Origin of the sequence: Sinorhizobium sp. 6-70, assembly GCF_030124375.1 — a bacterium.
GTDB lineage: Bacteria > Pseudomonadota > Alphaproteobacteria > Rhizobiales > Rhizobiaceae > Sinorhizobium.
Genome location: NZ_JASKLS010000014.1, coordinates 41,791 through 57,728 on the forward strand (window position 1 = coordinate 41,791; position 15,938 = coordinate 57,728).

Annotated in this window: 13 protein-coding genes; 7 read left to right on the forward strand and 6 right to left on the reverse strand. The window is 62.2% G+C overall.

The genetic code is table 11. The annotated features are described in order from the left end of the window. The first annotated feature begins 1 nt into the window (after window position 1). From QN222_RS23445 to QN222_RS23455, 3 genes are all read left to right on the forward strand, one after another. Window positions 2-1,468 carry a CpaF family protein gene (locus tag QN222_RS23445; RefSeq protein ID WP_283960988.1) on the forward strand — a complete coding sequence of 489 codons (1,467 nt, stop codon included), beginning with the start codon at window positions 2-4 and terminating at the stop codon, window positions 1,466-1,468. A 62-nt stretch (window positions 1,469-1,530) separates the two neighbouring features. Continuing rightward, a complete protein-coding gene (locus QN222_RS23450) occupies window positions 1,531-2,541 on the forward strand; it encodes a type II secretion system F family protein (protein ID WP_283960989.1) in 1,011 nt (336 codons plus the stop codon). A 9-nt stretch (window positions 2,542-2,550) separates the two neighbouring features. Further along, window positions 2,551-3,534 (forward strand): type II secretion system F family protein, encoded by a 984-nt coding sequence (locus QN222_RS23455; protein WP_283960990.1) that lies wholly within the window; start codon window positions 2,551-2,553, stop codon window positions 3,532-3,534. A gap of 216 nt (window positions 3,535-3,750) precedes the next feature. Here QN222_RS23455 and QN222_RS23460 read toward each other — a convergent pair whose 3' ends face one another. Next, window positions 3,751-4,572: a tetratricopeptide repeat protein gene (locus QN222_RS23460; protein WP_283960991.1), complete on the reverse strand. Its 822-nt coding sequence runs from the start codon at window positions 4,570-4,572 to the stop codon at window positions 3,751-3,753. Between the two features lie 132 nt (window positions 4,573-4,704). Between QN222_RS23460 and QN222_RS23465 the strand changes: the two genes are divergently transcribed. From QN222_RS23465 to QN222_RS23475, 3 genes are all read left to right on the forward strand, one after another. After that, window positions 4,705-6,096, forward strand: coding sequence for a M17 family metallopeptidase (locus QN222_RS23465; protein WP_283960992.1), 1,392 nt, complete (start codon window positions 4,705-4,707; stop codon window positions 6,094-6,096). Between the two features lie 171 nt (window positions 6,097-6,267). Continuing rightward, window positions 6,268-6,618: a MarR family winged helix-turn-helix transcriptional regulator gene (locus QN222_RS23470; RefSeq protein WP_283960993.1), complete on the forward strand. Its 351-nt coding sequence runs from the start codon at window positions 6,268-6,270 to the stop codon at window positions 6,616-6,618. Window positions 6,619-6,626: 8 nt separating this feature from the next. Continuing rightward, on the forward strand, window positions 6,627-7,481 hold the full coding sequence (locus QN222_RS23475) for an NlpC/P60 family protein (RefSeq protein ID WP_283960994.1): 855 nt from the start codon (window positions 6,627-6,629) through the stop codon (window positions 7,479-7,481). A 199-nt stretch (window positions 7,482-7,680) separates the two neighbouring features. On the opposite strand, the gene QN222_RS23480 is transcribed toward QN222_RS23475, so the two are convergent. The 5 genes from QN222_RS23480 to QN222_RS23500 form a co-directional block, all read right to left on the reverse strand. Beyond that, window positions 7,681-8,640, reverse strand: coding sequence for a glyoxylate/hydroxypyruvate reductase A (locus QN222_RS23480; protein ID WP_283960995.1), 960 nt, complete (start codon window positions 8,638-8,640; stop codon window positions 7,681-7,683). 18 nt (window positions 8,641-8,658) lie between these two features. Next, complete coding sequence (locus QN222_RS23485) at window positions 8,659-10,287, reverse strand: ABC transporter ATP-binding protein (RefSeq protein ID WP_283960996.1); 1,629 nt, start codon at window positions 10,285-10,287, stop codon at window positions 8,659-8,661. Window positions 10,288-10,295: 8 nt separating this feature from the next. Continuing rightward, window positions 10,296-11,438 (reverse strand): ABC transporter permease, encoded by a 1,143-nt coding sequence (locus QN222_RS23490; protein WP_283960997.1) that lies wholly within the window; start codon window positions 11,436-11,438, stop codon window positions 10,296-10,298. Continuing rightward, the gene (locus tag QN222_RS23495) at window positions 11,438-12,520 is read right to left on the reverse strand and encodes a microcin C ABC transporter permease YejB (RefSeq protein WP_283960998.1); all 1,083 of its coding nucleotides are present in this window, start codon (window positions 12,518-12,520) and stop codon (window positions 11,438-11,440) included. Before QN222_RS23495 ends, QN222_RS23490 begins: the two co-directional genes overlap by 1 nt. Before the next feature lie 179 nt (window positions 12,521-12,699). Continuing rightward, the gene (locus QN222_RS23500) at window positions 12,700-14,550 is read right to left on the reverse strand and encodes an extracellular solute-binding protein (protein WP_283960999.1); all 1,851 of its coding nucleotides are present in this window, start codon (window positions 14,548-14,550) and stop codon (window positions 12,700-12,702) included. 301 nt (window positions 14,551-14,851) lie between these two features. On the opposite strand from QN222_RS23500, the gene mepA reads away from it, so the two are divergent. Further along, the gene (gene mepA, locus QN222_RS23505) at window positions 14,852-15,937 is read left to right on the forward strand and encodes a penicillin-insensitive murein endopeptidase (protein WP_283961000.1); all 1,086 of its coding nucleotides are present in this window, start codon (window positions 14,852-14,854) and stop codon (window positions 15,935-15,937) included. The last annotated feature ends 1 nt before the right edge of the window (window position 15,938 follow it).

Below are 15,938 nucleotides of genomic sequence, written 5' to 3' on the forward strand. Positions count from 1 at the left end.
GATGTTTGGCAAACGCGGAAATGAAGGTTTTGGCAAGGCTGGCGTGACGAGCCCTGTGGTTCCGCCGCCCATGCCGGCCGCACAGCCGATCGCTGCGGAGCGACCGTCAGCGCCCGTTATCGCCGAGCCCGTTGTTGCCCCCGTCCGCCCGCAACCGGCGGCTCCGCCGGCGCGTCGGCGCGCGGCCAGGGACGAGGACTATTACGACACCAAATCGCAGGTCTTTTCTGCGCTGATCGACACGATCGATCTCTCGCAGCTCTCAAAGCTCGATACCGAAAGCGCGCGCGAAGAAATTCGCGATATCGTCAACGATATCATCACCATCAAGAACTTCGCGATGTCGATCGCCGAGCAGGAGGAACTGCTCGATGACATCTGCAACGACGTACTCGGATATGGCCCGCTGGAGCCGCTGCTTGCGCGCGACGATATCGCCGACATCATGGTCAACGGCGCCGGACAGACCTTTATCGAAGTCGGCGGCAAGGTGCAGGAATCGGAAGTCCGCTTCCGCGACAACGCGCAATTGCTGTCGATCTGCCAGCGTATCGTCAGCCAGGTAGGCCGGCGCGTCGACGAATCGAGTCCGATCTGCGACGCGCGCCTGCCCGATGGATCCCGCGTCAACGTCATCGCCCCGCCCCTGGCGATCGATGGCACGGCGCTCACGATCCGCAAGTTCAAGAAAGACAAGCTGACGCTGGAACAATTGGTGCGGTTCGGATCGATTACGCCGGAGGGTGCCGTTCTCCTGCAGATTATCGGCCGCGTCCGCTGCAACATCGTCATTTCCGGCGGCACCGGCTCGGGCAAGACGACGCTGCTCAATTGTCTCACGCGCTATATCGATACCGACGAAAGGGTCATCACCTGCGAGGATTCGGCCGAACTGCAGCTGCAGCAGCCGCATGTGGTGCGCCTCGAAACCCGTCCGCCGAACATCGAGGGCGAGGGCGAGATCACCATGCGTGACCTCATCAAGAACTGCCTGCGCATGCGCCCCGAGCGCATTATCGTCGGCGAAGTGCGCGGCCCGGAGGTCTTCGACCTCTTGCAGGCGATGAACACCGGTCACGACGGTTCGATGGGCACGATCCACGCCAACACGCCGCGGGAATGCCTGAGCCGCATGGAATCGATGATTGCCATGGGCGGCTATACGCTGCCGGCCAAGACGGTTCGGGAAATCATCGCGGGCTCGATCGACGTCATCATCCAGGCTTCGCGCCTGCGCGACGGATCCCGCCGGATCACCCACATCACCGAAGTGGTCGGCATGGAAGGCGATGTAGTCATCACGCAGGACCTGATGCGCTACGAAATCGACGGCGAGGACGCCAATGGCCGGATTATCGGCCGCCACGTTTCGACCGGCATCGGCCGGCCGCATTTCTGGGACCGCGCGCGTTATTTCAACGAGGACAAGCGGCTCGCCGCGACGCTCGACGCAATGGAAAAGAACTAGCGGGAGAGAGCGAAGAATGGCTCCGCGACCACGCCCGCTGACGTAAGGAAACAGGTTCGACGATGTTCGGCATAGACATCACCGTTCTGGCATTGGCTGGCTTCGTCGCGGTTGCGGCGGCGGCGCTCGCCTACGGTGTGCTGTTCTCGCGCATCGAGCACGAGAAGAAGGCCGAGGGCCGCTTCCGCCGGGTCAGTGCCGCCGAGACGGATCGGACCAAGATCAAGGCGGCGCGCGATCGCGTCAACGAGATGTCGAAACGGCGCAAATCCGTCCAGGATTCGCTGAAGGAGCTCGAAAAGAAGCAGCAGGAAAAGTCGGCGAAGGCCGCTCCGTCGATGAAGATGCGGTTGGCGCAGGCCAACCTCTCGATGTCGGTGACGCAGTTTTATTTGTTCAGCGCTCTCTTTGGCCTGTTTGCCCTTCTGCTGACATTCGTTGCCAGCGGCAAATTGCTGATTGCCGTTGGCGTCGCGCTGATCGCGGCTGCCGGCTTGCCGCGCTGGATCGTCGGCTTCATGATCAAACGGCGCTGCAAGAAATTCCTGGACGAATTTCCGAACGCGCTCGATGTCATGGTTCGCTCGATCAAGTCCGGTCTGCCGCTGAACGACGCCTTGCGGTTGATTGCCAGTGACGGGCAGGAACCGGTCAAGACGGAATTTCGTCGCGTCGTCGAATCTCAGCAGGTAGGCCTCACCGTGCCGGAAGCCTGCGCCCGCATGATGCAGAGCATTCCCCTGCCGGAAGTGAACTTCTTCGCGATTGTGATCGGTATTCAGGCACAGGCGGGCGGCAACCTTTCAGAGGCGCTCGGCAATCTCTCGAAGGTCCTGCGCGAGCGCAAGAAGATGAAGGCGAAGGTCAATGCCTTGTCCATGGAAGCCAAGGCGTCCGCCTGCATTATCGGCGCGCTCCCCTTTATCGTTGCGACGCTCGTTTATCTGACCTCGCCCGACTACATGATGATCCTCTTCACCGACCCGCGCGGCCACCTCATCATGGGTGCCTCCGCCGTCTGGATGAGCATCGGCATCTTCATGATGCGAAACATGATCAATTTCGACATTTGAGGTGATTCGGTGGACGCCTGGGTAAAAACGCTGACCGATCCGAACATCATCATCGCCGTCCTGGTCTCGATGGCGGTGCTTGCGACATTCTATTCGCTTGTGGTTCCCTTCTTCGAGCAGGGCGACCTGACCAAGCGGATGAAATCGGTGGCGACGGAACGCGAACAGATTCGCGCCCGCGAGCGCGTACGCCTGAACGCCGAGGCTGCCAGCGGCAAAGCGAGCCTCAGAGCTCAGAACAACACCTCGGTGCGGCAGATCGTCGAACGGCTGAACCTGAAGCAGGCGCTGGTGGATGACAACACCGTCAACCGCCTGAAGACCGCAGGCTATCGTTCGCAGAACGCGCTCAATACCTTTCTCTTTGCCCGCTTCTGCCTGCCTTTCCTGTTCCTGATCGTTGCGGTCATTTACATCTTCGCCCTGGGAAATTTTGCCGACAAACCGCTTATGCTCAGGCTGCTCTTCGCCGTGGGCTTTGCCTATCTCGGTTTCTATGCGCCGAACATCTTCATCGCCAACGCCGTCTCCAAGCGCCAGCATTCGATCCGCCGTGCCTGGCCCGACGCGCTGGACCTTCTGCTGATCTGCGTCGAATCAGGTGTCTCCATGGAGCTTGCCATGCGTCGCGTTGCCGACGAGATCGCGGCGCAATCGCCGCCGCTCGCCGAGGAGCTGGTGCTGACGACGGCCGAGCTTTCGTTCCTGCCGGATCGGCGCGTCGCACTCGAAAATCTGGGCTTACGCACCGGCATCGAGGATGTAAAGTCGGTAACCCAGGCGCTGATCCAGGCCGATCGCTACGGTACTCCAGTGGCGCAGGCGCTGCGCGTGCTGGCACAGGAAAGCCGTGACCAGCGCATGAATGCGGCGGAAAAAAAGGCGGCGGCACTGCCGCCGAAGCTCACCGTCCCGATGATCCTTTTCTTCCTGCCGGTTCTCGTTGCCGTCATTTTGGGCCCGGCGGGGATACAGGTGGCGGATAAGTTTTAGAGCGTAATAAAACTGCTCAATTGTTCGAGTCTGCGGAGCGCGCACGCCGGCCCCCTCACCCTAACCCTCTCCCCGCAAGCGGGGAGAGGGGATTTGAGCGCGCGCCGCGAGTCTCCTTCGCCCCGCTTGCGGGGAGAAGGTGGCCGGCAGGCCGGATGAGGGGCGAGTCCTGTGTCTTGGCGGTGGAGCGTTCGCGGCAAAGGTAAATGCCTTGGCCTAGTTGGTATTTCCGTCGTCGGCCTTGGCGAGCTGCTTCCAGGCGCCTTGCTGCGACAGCATGGACCTGAGATAAGCGACGTTCGCTTCGGCCTGCTCCGCAGTCAATTCCTGGCGAGCGATCGCTTCGGCTTCCTGGAAACGCCCCTGCAGGCCGACGGCGAGCGCGAGGTTCTGCCGCACGCTGCTGTCGGCGCCGGGTTGGCCGGCGGCCGATTTGAGATAGGTTTCGGCGGTCCTGAGATCCTTCGTCAGCAGATAGGACATGCCGAGATTGGAGAGCACGGAGGACTCGTTCGGGCGAAGGTCCAGGGCCTCGCGGTATCTGAGGCGCGCTTCCGACGACCGGCCAAGCTGATCGAGAACGGCGCCCTCCGCGGATTTCAGCTTCCAATCCGGACGATCCGGCGTTTGCGCCCGGCTGATCGTCGCCAAGGCCTGTTCGAGCTGGCCGGCGGCTGCTTGCGCCTTGCCGTAAGCGCCCAGCACCTCGCGATCCGAAGGGTGGTTGATCGCCACCTGCTGCATGACGGCAAGTGCCTGTTCGTTGCGGCCGGTCATGCGCAAGAGGTTAGCATAGTTGAGACCCGCCTCGCGATCCTTCGGGTTGCGCTCATAGGCCTGTCCTATGCTCTCCGCCGCCTGCGACAACTCGGTTGCGTTCATCGATTGCACGGGTTTCGAGAGCGTCGGGATCGAGCCGGTGGTGAGTTCCTTCTTCTGTTGCCCGGCGCAGCCGGCGAGCGACAGCGCGATAAGCGCGGCGGCCGTACCCTGAAAGAGACGAGGGAGTAAGGACGAACAAGTGGCTTCAGCGGTCATGAGTGGTGCCCCCAGCATGCGTTCGCACCGGAACTCCCAAACATCAGCGGCGCAACTTTCACTCCAGCAATAATCTGTTAACCCTAACGGAGCGTTAATCGCGCAATCCGTTTCTGTCAGTCGAGGACTTCCATGGCTCCCTATCAGTTCATCGAGCGGCCGTCGCCGTTCAACACCAGCACCGGCAAGACGCTGCCGATCTTCGCGGTGACGCCGGCGCACATCGAAACGGGGAGCATCGATCCGATCGCGCTCGACTGGGCGAAGAAGGCGGGGTTCAAGGCGGAGTCCGGTGCTGTTCTACTCATTCCGTCATCCGACGGCCATCTCGGCGGCGCGCTGTTCGGTCTCGGCGCCAATCCATCGGAAGCGCCGTTCCTGACCGGGAAACTCGCCCGCGCACTGCCAGCCGGCAAGTGGCATATTGAAACGGCCCCATTGACCGCCAACCGGCTGGCGCTCGGCTACGGCCTCGGTTCCTATCGTTTCGAGCGCTACAAGTCCTCCAAGGTAGAGGCGCCGACACTGCTCATCCCCGCCGACGCGGATGCGACCGACATCAAGAGGCAGCTTGCCGGGGTGTTTCTGGCGCGCGACCTCATCAACACACCGACCAACGACATGGGGCCGGAGGCGCTGGAAGCGGCCTTCCGGGCGCTTGCCGGCCATTACAAGGCCGATGTCTCGGTAATATCGGGAGAGGCGCTGCTGGCGCAGAATTTCCCGTTGGTCCACACGGTCGGCCGCGCGAGCGCCGAGGCGCCGCGGCTTCTGGAGATGCGTTGGGGCAGGAAGGGTCACAGACGGGTGACGCTGGTCGGCAAGGGCGTCTGCTTCGACACCGGCGGCCTGGACATCAAGCCGGCCGCTTCGATGCTGCTCATGAAGAAGGACATGGGCGGTGCCGCAAACGTCATGGGCCTCGCCCTGATGATCATGGATGCCAAGCTGAAGGTCGATCTGCGAGTCATCGTTCCCGTGGTCGAGAACTCGATTTCATCGAACGCCTTCCGCCCGGGCGACATCTACCGGAGCCGAAAGGGCCTCACGGTGCAGATCGACAACACCGACGCCGAGGGCCGACTGATTCTCGCCGACGCGCTCGCCTATGCCGACGAGGAGCAGTCCGACCTCGTCATCGACATGGCGACGCTGACCGGCGCTGCGCGCGTGGCGCTCGGTCCCGATCTGCCGCCGTTCTTCACCGACGACGGCGCGCTTGCCCATGATCTTGCAGAGGCGAGCCTCAGCGTCGACGATCCGATGTGGCGGATGCCGCTCCACATGGGCTATGACAAGGATGTTTCCGCGCGGATCGCCGATCTCACCAACGCACCCGCGGGCGGCATGGCCGGTGCGATCACGGCGGCGCTCTTCCTCAAACGCTTCGTCACCAATGCGAAGAGCTGGGTGCACTTCGACATTTTCGGCTGGGCACAGGCCGAACGCCCGCATTCCCCCGTCGGTGGCGAAGCACAGGCGATCCGGGCGCTTTATCATCATATCGGTCGCATCGCGGGGTAGCCTTTCCCGCGTTTCTGCCCCTCGTCTCGCTGCCGCGAGTCCCTTCGCCCATCAAATGGGGAGAAGGTGCCGGCAGGCGGATGAGGGGCCACCACAATCACGCGGCAAAAGAAACGCTTGCGTAACGATCGCCTGTTATCCGTACAGGCATACGTTACGCAGGAGTTTTCATTGCCGGTCGAGCTTACGCCTTCCCAAGCTTTGGGGCTCTGGCATTCGGTGACGCTTGAACAGGTCCGGGTGGATCGCCGCGACCTGACCCTGCGCCAGATGGCGATCCTCTTGCAGATCTACCTCGTTCCACCGCCGCACACGGTCAGAGGCCTTGCCGCGACGCTCGGTGTGACGAAGCCGGTCATCACCCGCGCGCTCGATACGATGGGTGCGCTCGGCCTCGTAGACCGGGTGCGCGACGAGAGAGATCGGCGCAACGTCGTCATCAAACGCACCGTCGAAGGTGCACTTTATCTTGAAAAATTCGGCGATCTGATCATCAATCAGGGTCGAAAACTGTCCTTGTGAGTCCGCCCATGTCGCAATTGCCTGACCGCCGCCTCAATGCCTATCGCGATGATCTTGCCGAGGAACGCCTGCGCGGCGTTGTCGAAGCGCAGCGCTATGTCGAAGGCACGCCTGCGACCGTTTCCGTTCCCGTGGCCCCGCTGCGGGCAAGGCCTGATCTCGAATGCGGGGCCGACACTGAATTGCTTTACGGGGAGACCGCGCGTGTGCTGGACATTGCGGGCGGGTGGGCATGGGTGAAGGCCGATCTCGACGGCTATGTCGGCTATGTGCCCGAGGCAGCGCTGCGTTCTTCGAATGCTTCGGCAACCCACGTCGTCGCGGTGCCGCGGACATTCGTCTATCGCGGTGCCGATCTGCGCTTCCCCCAGGTCTTTGCCCTTTCCATGGGGAGCCGCGTGCACGTTGTCGGCGAAACCGAAACCCGTGGGACGCGTTACTTCCTCTTGGATGGCGGATTGGCTGTCATCGCCAATCATTGCATCCCGGCCAGCGAGCTACTCGCCGGCGACTATGTCAGCGTCGCTACGCGTTTTCTCGAAACCCCCTATCTCTGGGGCGGCCGGTCCGGCTTCGGCATCGATTGCTCCGGCCTCGTGCAGCTTGCGATGCAGATGGTGGGGGACAATGCGCCACGCGACTCCGACATGCAGGCGAGTGGGCTTGGCCGCCCTATCGGCCGCGAGGAGCTCGTCCGCGGCGACCTCGTCTTCTGGAAGGGTCATGTCGCGATCATGGAGGACGAGAAGACGCTGGTTCACGCTAATGGCCACACGATGACGGTCGCACGCGAGGGGCTGGAAGACGCGATCCGCCGCATCGGCTGGCTCTACGATCAGCCGACCGGTTATCGCCGGCCATAGGTCGGGATGGTCGGGTGTTCTTGGTTGCCCCTCATCCGCCTGCCGGCACCTTCTCCCCGCATGCGGGAAGAAGGGCGATGCCGCGCCCTCTCGGCTTCCTCTGTCGGCGTGGCGAGCAGGGGCAAGTCCCCTCGCCCCGCGTGCGGGGAGAGGGTTAGGGTGAGGGGCAATCCGCAGCGTTAAGCGCTGGCCGTTACTATCAATAGCCGGATAACCTATCGACGACATGCTCGAGCGGCAAGCCGCTCTCGAGGCGGGCTATCTGCTGCTCGACATGGGCGAAGAGCGCCTTGACGTCCGAGGAGGCGGCGACATGCGGCGTCACATAGACGTTGGGCATGGTCCAGAAGCGGCTGTCCGGCGAGAGCGGCTCCTCCTCGAAGACATCCAGCGAGGCCGCTCCGAGGACGCCGGAGTCGAGGCAATGCAGGATATCCGCCTCCACCTGGCTGCCGCCGCGTCCGGCATTGATGAACACGGGTGCGCCGAACGGCCCGTTGCGGCTGAGCTTTGCGAACAGGTCGGCGTCGAATATGCCTTTGGTTTCCGCCGTCAGCGGCAGCAGGCCGACGAGAAAGTCAGTCCGGGCCAGGAAGGCATCGAGATCGGCGGCGCCATAGGTGTCCACGCCCTCGATCGTCCGCTTGGTGCGCGACCAGCCGATCACATTGAAGCCCATGACGGCGAGCTTGCGGGCCGCGTCCTGGCCGAGCACGCCCATGCCCATGATGCCGACGGTAATGTCGGCGGCCTCCGGCTGGATGAGGTCTCGCCATTCCCGCTTCCGGGCCAAGGCCTCGTAGGCGCGATGCTGGCGCAAATGCAGGAGGCACTGCATGACCACCCATTCGCTCATCCGTGTGGTCAGCGTCCGGTCGACGAAGCGCACCAGCGGCACGTCCGGCAGTCCCGGCAGCGTCAATACGTGGTCGACGCCGGCGCCGCCGGAAAACACCACCTTCAAGTCGGGAGCGCGCGAAAAGAGGTCGGGCGCCGATTTCCAGACCACGGCGTAGTCGATGCCGGAGAGATCTCGATCGCTTTGCGCCGGGTCCGCGCGATTGATCACTTCGCGGTCGGGAAAAGCGCCATTGAGAGCGGCCTCCACCTCCTCCGGAATGAATTTCAGATCGACGATGACGGGACTCTTGGCGGGCATCCTGGGAACTCTGGAACTCTATTGACGGATAGCGGAGAGATTGACGGCTTCGAGATTGAACGCGGCAGCCATCAAAGCCTTGGTGTAGTCTTCGCCCGGCGCCTCGAAGATGCGCTCGGCCGGTCCCTGTTCGACCACCTTGCCGAGCCGCATGACGATCATCTCGTTGGCGAGTGCGCGCACCACCTTGAGATCATGGCTGATGAACAGATAGGCGAGATTGTGCTTGCGCTGGAGATCGCGGAGCAGGTCGACCACCTGCGCCTGCACGCTCATGTCGAGCGCCGAGGTCGGCTCGTCGAGCATGACGAATTGCGGCTTCAGCACCATGGCACGGGCAATTGCGATGCGCTGTCGCTGACCGCCGGAAAATTCGTGCGGATAGCGCCACCGCGTTGCCGGATCGAGACCGACCTCCTGGAGGGCAGCGGCGACGCGTGCGTCACGTTCTTCGCCGGAGAGGGCGCCTTCGTGGATCTTCAGCCCTTCACCGATGATGTCGGCAATCGACATGCGCGGACTGAGCGAGCCGTAAGGATCCTGGAAGACCACCTGCATCCGGTTTCTGAGCGGCCGCATCTCGCGGAAGCTGTAGGCGTCGATGTCCTTGCCGACGAAGGCGATGCGCCCCTTGGACGAGATGAGGCGCGTCAGCGCCAGACCCAGCGTCGTCTTGCCCGAGCCGGACTCGCCGACGACGCCGAGCGTCTGGCCGGCACGAAGCGTCAGGTCGACGCCGTCCACCGCTTTGACGTGATCGACAACGCGGCGCATGAAGCCCGCCTTGATCGGGAACCAGACCTTCACGTCCCTGGCCTCGATGACGATCGGCTTCGAGGCGTCGGAAGGTGGCGGCTCGCCCTTGGGCTCGGACGCGAGCAGATGCCGGGTATAGGCATGCTGCGGGTTGGCGAAGATCTCGGCCGTCGGGCCGGTTTCGACGATCTTGCCCTTGGTCATGACGCAGACCCGGTCGGCGATCTTGCGGACGATGCCGAGGTCATGGGTGATAAACAGCATCGACATGCCGTGCTCGTCCTTGAGCGACTTCAGCAACTCGAGGATCTGCGCCTGCACGGTCACGTCGAGCGCCGTCGTCGGCTCGTCGGCGATCAGGAGCTCCGGCCGGTTGGCGAGCGCCATCGCGATCATGACGCGCTGGCGCTGGCCGCCGGAAAGCTGGTGCGGATAGGCGCCGAGGCGCTTTTCCACTTCGCGGATGCCCACCTGGTTCAGGAGCTCCAGCGTTTTTGCCCGCGCGGCGGCGCCTTCGATGCCCTGGTGAAGATCGAGGATCTCGCCGATCTGCTGCTCGATCGTGTGCAGCGGGTTCAGCGACGTCATCGGCTCCTGGAAGATCATCGTGATGTCGTTGCCGCGGACATGCCTGAGTTCCGAGTCGCTTGCCTTCAGGAGATCCTTGCCGTTGAAGAAAATCTCGCCGCTCGGGTGGCTCGCGGACGGATAGGGCAGCAGCTTGAGGATCGAATTTGCCGACACCGACTTGCCCGAGCCGGATTCGCCGACGAGTGCTACCGTCTCGCCACGCTTGATGTCGAAGGAAATGTGGTCGACCGCGACCGACGTCTCGCCGCCCTGATGGAAGGCGACGGAGAGATCGCGAACGGAAAGAAGGGGCCCTGTCATCGTCGCGCTCACCGGAATGTCTTTCTTGGGTCGAAGGCGTCGCGTGTCGCTTCGCCGACGAAGATCAAGAGCGAAAGCATGACCGACATGGCTGAGAAGGCCGTCAGCCCCAGCCATGGCGCCTGCAGGTTGGATTTGCCTTGGGCGATCATCTCGCCAAGCGAGGGCGAACCCGGCGGCATGCCGAAACCGAGAAAGTCCAGCGATGTCAGCGTGGTGATCGAGCCAGAGAGAATGAAGGGCAGGAAGGTGAGCGTGGCGACCATCGCGTTCGGCAGCAGGTGACGGTACATTATCGTACCGTTGCCGACGCCGAGCGCGCGTGCCGCGTTCACATATTCGAAGTTGCGGGCTCTCAGGAACTCCGCCCGGACCACGCCCACAAAGCCGACCCAGGAGAAAAGCAGCATGATGCCGAGCAGGATGAAGAAGCCGGGCGGCAGGATGGCGGCGATGATCAGCAGGATATAGAGCACCGGCATCGAGGACCAGATTTCGATGAAGCGCTGCAGCAAGAGATCGGTCCAGCCGCCGAAATAGCCCTGAACAGCGCCGGCCGAAACCCCGATCAGGGCGGAGGCGATCGTGAGCAGGAGACCGAACAGCACGGAGATACGGAAACCGTAGATCATTCGCGCCATCACGTCGCGCGCCTGGTCGTCGGTGCCGAGCCAGTTGAGGTTGCCGAGCGTGCAGCCCGGATCGGCAGCACCTTGCGGGTAAGCGGAACAGCGCTCTTCCTTGCTCATCAGCCAGAAAGGCGGGGTCGGCGCCGAATGGGGAATGTTCGAGTTGACCGTCTGGTAGGAGTAGCGGATCGGCGGCCAGACCGTCCAGCCGTTGGCCTCTATCTCGTCACGGATGAAATCGGAGCGGTAGTCCGTTTCGGCAAGGAATCCGCCGAATTTCTCTTCAGGATAATTCACTAGCACCGGGAAGAGAATCTCGCCTTTGTAAGAGGCCACGAGCGGCCTGTCGTTGGCGATGAACTCCGCAAACAGGCTGAGGCCGAAGAGCACGAGAAAGATCCAGAGCGACCAGTAGCCGCGTCGGTTGGCCTTGAAGTTCTGCCAGCGCCGATGTCCGATCGGCGTCAACCAGCCTTTGGCGGGGGTCGTTCCCCGACCGGGGGCCGTCGTGACGGTACTCATCACACGTCCCTCCGCTCGAAGTCGATGCGCGGGTCGACCCAGGTGTAGATCAGATCGGAGATCAGACTGACGAAGAGGCCCATCAGCGAGAAGATGTAGAGCGTCGCGAAGACGATCGGATAGTCGCGTTTGACGACGGCGTCGTAGCCAAGGCGGCCGAGCCCATCAAGGGAGAAGATGTATTCGATCAACAGTGAACCGGTGAAGAAGGCGGAAATGAAGGCGCCGGGAAAACCGGCGATGATGATCAGCATGGCATTGCGGAAAACGTGGCCGTAGAGCACTTGCCGCTCGGCCAATCCCTTCGCCCGCGCCGTCGTTACGTACTGCTTCTTGATCTCGTCGATGAAGGAATTCTTGGTGAGCAGCGTTGTCGTCGCGAAGGCCGAAAGCAAAAGCGTGATCAGCGGCAACGTCATGTGCCAGAAGTAATCGAGGATCTTCTGCCACCACGGCAGTTCATAGAAATTGTCGGAGACGAGACCGCGCAGCGGGAACCAGTCGAAGAAGGATCCGCCCGCGAAAATCACGATCAAGAGGATACCGAACAGGAAGCCCGGCACGGCGTAACCGACAATGATGATGCCGGACGTCCAGACATCGAAGGTGGAACCGTCGGTTACGGCCTTCCGAATGCCGAGCGGGATGGAAATGGCGTAGGAAAAGATGAGGATCCAGACGCCGAGCGAAATGGAGACCGGCATCTTGTCGACGATGAGGTCGACGACGGACGTGTTGCGGAAGAAGCTCTCACCGAAATCGAAGCGGGCATAGTTCCACATCATCGTCAGGAAGCGTTCGAGTGGCGGCTTGTCGAAGCCGAACTGTTTCTCGAGCTTTGCGATGAATTCGGGATCGAGGCCCTGGGCGCCGCGATAGCGACCGCCCTCGTCGCCGCCGCTCTGGAGCAGATCGCCACCGCCGCCGGTGAGCCGGTCCGATCCGGCCGCGTTCGTCAACTCCGAAATCACCTGTTCCACCGGACCGCCCGGCGCGAACTGCACGACGGCGAAGGAGATGGCCATGATCCCGACGATCGTGGGGATCATCAGGAGCAGCCGGCGCAGGATATAGGCACCCATCAGGCGAACCTCGGCATCTTCTTGCCGCCGATCGCGTCGATCCGCGGTGCTTCGGGTTGCCGTCTATTCCGTCTCAATCCCTGGTACTCCTTGCCGTGCGCTTCGAGCCCGGCCACTGCCGTATTTAAGTGATTCGCTTTTTACATTTGGAATCGAGAGCCAGCCCGAGCGCAAGGGTCTCATTGCTTGGCGGCGGCCGTCCACCACCAGATGTCGGGAAAGCCGATCGCGTATTTCGGCAGTTCGGCTGGCCTGCCGACTGTGTCGCGATAGGCGATATTTGCCGCCTTCGGGTAATAGAGCGGCACGACATAGTGGTGGGCCAGCAGAACCCGGTCGAGCGCTTTCGTGGCCGCAACGAGCGTTTCGCGATCCTTCGCGAAGATGACGCGATTGATCAGGGCGTCGACACCCGGATCGGAGATGCCGGCATAATTTCTCGAACCCTGACGTGAGGCCGATTTCGAACCCCAGAAGTCCTCCTGTTCATTTCCCGGGCTCAAGGTCTGCCCCCAGACTTCCCAGGTCATGTCGTAGTCGAAGGCCCGCTCGCGGTTCGTATACTGCGACGGGTCGACGGTGCGCACGCTCGCCTCGATGCCTATCCGCTTGAGGTTCTGGGCATAGGGCAGCACCACCCGCTCCAGCATCGGACTGCTCAAAAGGATCTCGAAGGAAAACGGCCTGCCGGTCGCCGTATTCACCATACGGTTGCCCTTGAGCTCGAAGCCGGCCTCCTTCAGGAGCCCGATCGCCTTGCGCAGGTTGTCGCGCCCGTTCTGCGGCGTGCCGCCGACCGGATTCGCATAGGGCGTCGTGAAGACCTCCGGCGGAACCTTGTCCTTGACCTCGTTCAGGATTTCCAGCTCGAGACCTTCCGGCAGGCCGGTGGAGGCCAGTTCCGTCAGGAAGAAGTAGCTGTTCACGCGCGTGTACTGATCGAAGAAGACGGTGCGGTTCAGCTCCTCGAAGTCGAGGGCATAATTGAGGGCCTCGCGCACACGCTCGTCATCGAACGGCTTGCGACGCATGTTCGGCACGAGCGCCTGCATGACGCCGGTCGCCCTGAACGGCACCTGCTCGCGTTTTACGTGTCCTTCCTTGACGGCCGGAAAGTCGTAACCGGTCGCCCAGCGGCGTGCCTGTGTCTCGCGCCAGAAATCGATGTCACCGGCGCGGAAGGCCTCGAACTCGACGCCGCTGTCGCCGAAGAAGGTGTAGGTGACGGAGCCGAAATTGTTCTGACCGACATTGACGTTGAGGTTTGCACCCCAATAGTCGTCCCTGCGCTCGTAGCGGATCGTCGATCCAGCCGAAAACGAAGCGATTCGATAGGGGCCCGAGCCGATCACCGGCTCCAGCGTCGTACGATTGATATCGCGCGGCTTGCCGTCCGGGCCGGGCGCTTCCCACCAGTGTTTCGGGACAATCAGGATCTGGCCCAGGATATGTGGCAGTTCGCGATTGTTCTTCTCGTCGAAGCGAAAGGTGACCTCGTTTTCGCTGGTCTTTTCGGCTGCAACGACATGCTTGTAATAGCTCTGGTAAAGCGGATTGAGCTCCTTGCCCTTCTCGAAGCTGAAGACGACGTCTTCGGGTGTCACCGGTTTGCCGTCCGACCACTTCGCTTCCTTTCTCAGCCGAAAGGTGGCGGATGAAATGTCATCCGGGAACGAAACGCCTTCGGCAAGCAGGCCATAGGCCGTTGAAATCTCATCGTCAGCGGGTTTCAACAAGGTATCGAAGACGAGCGACAGACCGACGGCCGCCTCGCCCCTTTCGAGGAGCGGATTGAACGTGTCGAAGGTCCCTGTCTGCGACAGCCGGACGTCGCCGCCTTTCGGGGCGTCGGGGTTCACATAGTCGAAGCGTTCGAAGCCCGGTGGATATTTGAGTTCACCGACGAGCGAAAGACCATGGTGCCAGGTGGGCTGTTGGTCCTGGGCGCGCGTACCGAGCGGTAAGAGCAGAGGTATTGCCAGAAGTGCGGTTGCCAGTCTCTTTTTAACAATACCGCTCAAATCCAGCATCCAGTTGCTTCCCCTTATCGTTCGATGATGATTTGAACCAGAATAGGCGAAATCAGGGCAATTGACAGGACTTGCCCAAAATCAGGCAAAATTTTTGAGTCACATCCGGGTGATCCGCTACTGCATGATTCCTTAAATCGGGATCGATTTAAGGACAAAATCATGCAGCAATTCAGAGCGCTGCAGCGACCTTTGCGCGTCGGACGCGCGGCGCTGTAGGCTCTGGCAAGTGCGGTGATTCGGGATAGGGGCGAGCGCAGATTGCGTGGGATACCGGTGCTACGCCGATCGGGGGATTGGAATGGGACTTGAAATAGCGGCTGCCTTTCGACGCTGCGGTTCGGCAATGCTTGGCTTGATCGTGGGGGCGAGCCTTCTGGCCACCGACGCCGCCTCGGCCGACGGAACGCCTGCGAAGGAACTCTTTGGCGCCAAGGCGTTGCCGGCGGCGATGGCGCCTTCCTCGTTCGGCTTTTATGCGAAGGGTTGTCTGGCGGGCGGGGTCGCGATCCCGACGGACGGGCCGACCTGGCAGGCAATGCGCCTGTCGCGCAATCGACGCTGGGGCCACCCGCAAATGATCGCACTGATCGAGCGATTCTCGCACGACGCAGCCGAGAAGATCGGCTGGCCGGGTCTCTTGCTTGGCGACATATCGCAGCCACGCGGCGGCCCGATGACCTCTGGTCACGCATCGCACCAGATCGGCCTCGACGCCGACATCTGGCTGACACCGATGCCGCAAAGGACGCTGAGCTATCAGGAGCGCGAGTCGATTTCCGCGACCTCGATGCTGCAGAAGAACAAGTTCCTGACGGTCGATCCGTCCATATGGACCCCCGCGCACGCACGGCTGATCATGATGGCGGCCAGCTATCCTCAGGTTGAGCGCGTCTTCGTCAATCCGGCGATCAAGAAGAAGCTCTGCGACACGTGGAAGGGGGATCGTTCGGCGCTCGGCAAGGTCCGGCCGATCTATGGTCATGACTATCATTTCCACATTCGCATCAAGTGCCCCGAGGGTTCGGTCGGCTGCAAGGGCCAGGCGCGCGTGCCGGCGGGTGACGGCTGCGACAAGTCGCTCGCCTGGTGGTTCACCGACGAGCCGTGGGCGAAGCCGAAGAAGAAGCCGGAAAAGCCCGTGAAGCCGAAATTTGCAAAGCTTTCGGATCTGCCGAAGGCTTGTGCCCTGGTGCTCGACGGTCCGCCTCCGGCGTCCGAACAGGAGGTGACCTACGGCACGGCCTACCGGTCCGCAACCACCGCTTCCGCTCCCGCAACCGCGGTTCCCGCCGCCGCGACGAGCATCGAAGCCGTCATCGGTGCTGCGGCCGCCGCGCCTTTGGAAAACGTTCCGGTCCCCTTGCCGCGTCCGGCGCTGCAATAGC

Bases quoted from the DNA above. Each gene is read 5' to 3' on its own strand.
- QN222_RS23490 (WP_283960997.1), bottom strand. From the start codon at position 11,438: ATGAGTACCGTCACGACGGCCCCCGGTCGGGGAACGACCCCCGCCAAA.
- QN222_RS23445 (WP_283960988.1), top strand. From the start codon at position 2: ATGTTTGGCAAACGCGGAAATGAAGGTTTTGGCAAGGCTGGCGTGACG.
- QN222_RS23495 (WP_283960998.1), bottom strand. From the start codon at position 12,520: ATGGGTGCCTATATCCTGCGCCGGCTGCTCCTGATGATCCCCACGATC.
- QN222_RS23450 (WP_283960989.1), top strand. From the start codon at position 1,531: ATGTTCGGCATAGACATCACCGTTCTGGCATTGGCTGGCTTCGTCGCG.
- QN222_RS23475 (WP_283960994.1), top strand. From the start codon at position 6,627: ATGTCGCAATTGCCTGACCGCCGCCTCAATGCCTATCGCGATGATCTT.
- QN222_RS23480 (WP_283960995.1), bottom strand. From the start codon at position 8,640: ATGCCCGCCAAGAGTCCCGTCATCGTCGATCTGAAATTCATTCCGGAG.
- QN222_RS23500 (WP_283960999.1), bottom strand. From the start codon at position 14,550: ATGCTGGATTTGAGCGGTATTGTTAAAAAGAGACTGGCAACCGCACTT.
- QN222_RS23485 (WP_283960996.1), bottom strand. From the start codon at position 10,287: ATGACAGGGCCCCTTCTTTCCGTTCGCGATCTCTCCGTCGCCTTCCAT.
- QN222_RS23465 (WP_283960992.1), top strand. From the start codon at position 4,705: ATGGCTCCCTATCAGTTCATCGAGCGGCCGTCGCCGTTCAACACCAGC.
- QN222_RS23460 (WP_283960991.1), bottom strand. From the start codon at position 4,572: ATGACCGCTGAAGCCACTTGTTCGTCCTTACTCCCTCGTCTCTTTCAG.
- mepA (WP_283961000.1), top strand. From the start codon at position 14,852: ATGGGACTTGAAATAGCGGCTGCCTTTCGACGCTGCGGTTCGGCAATG.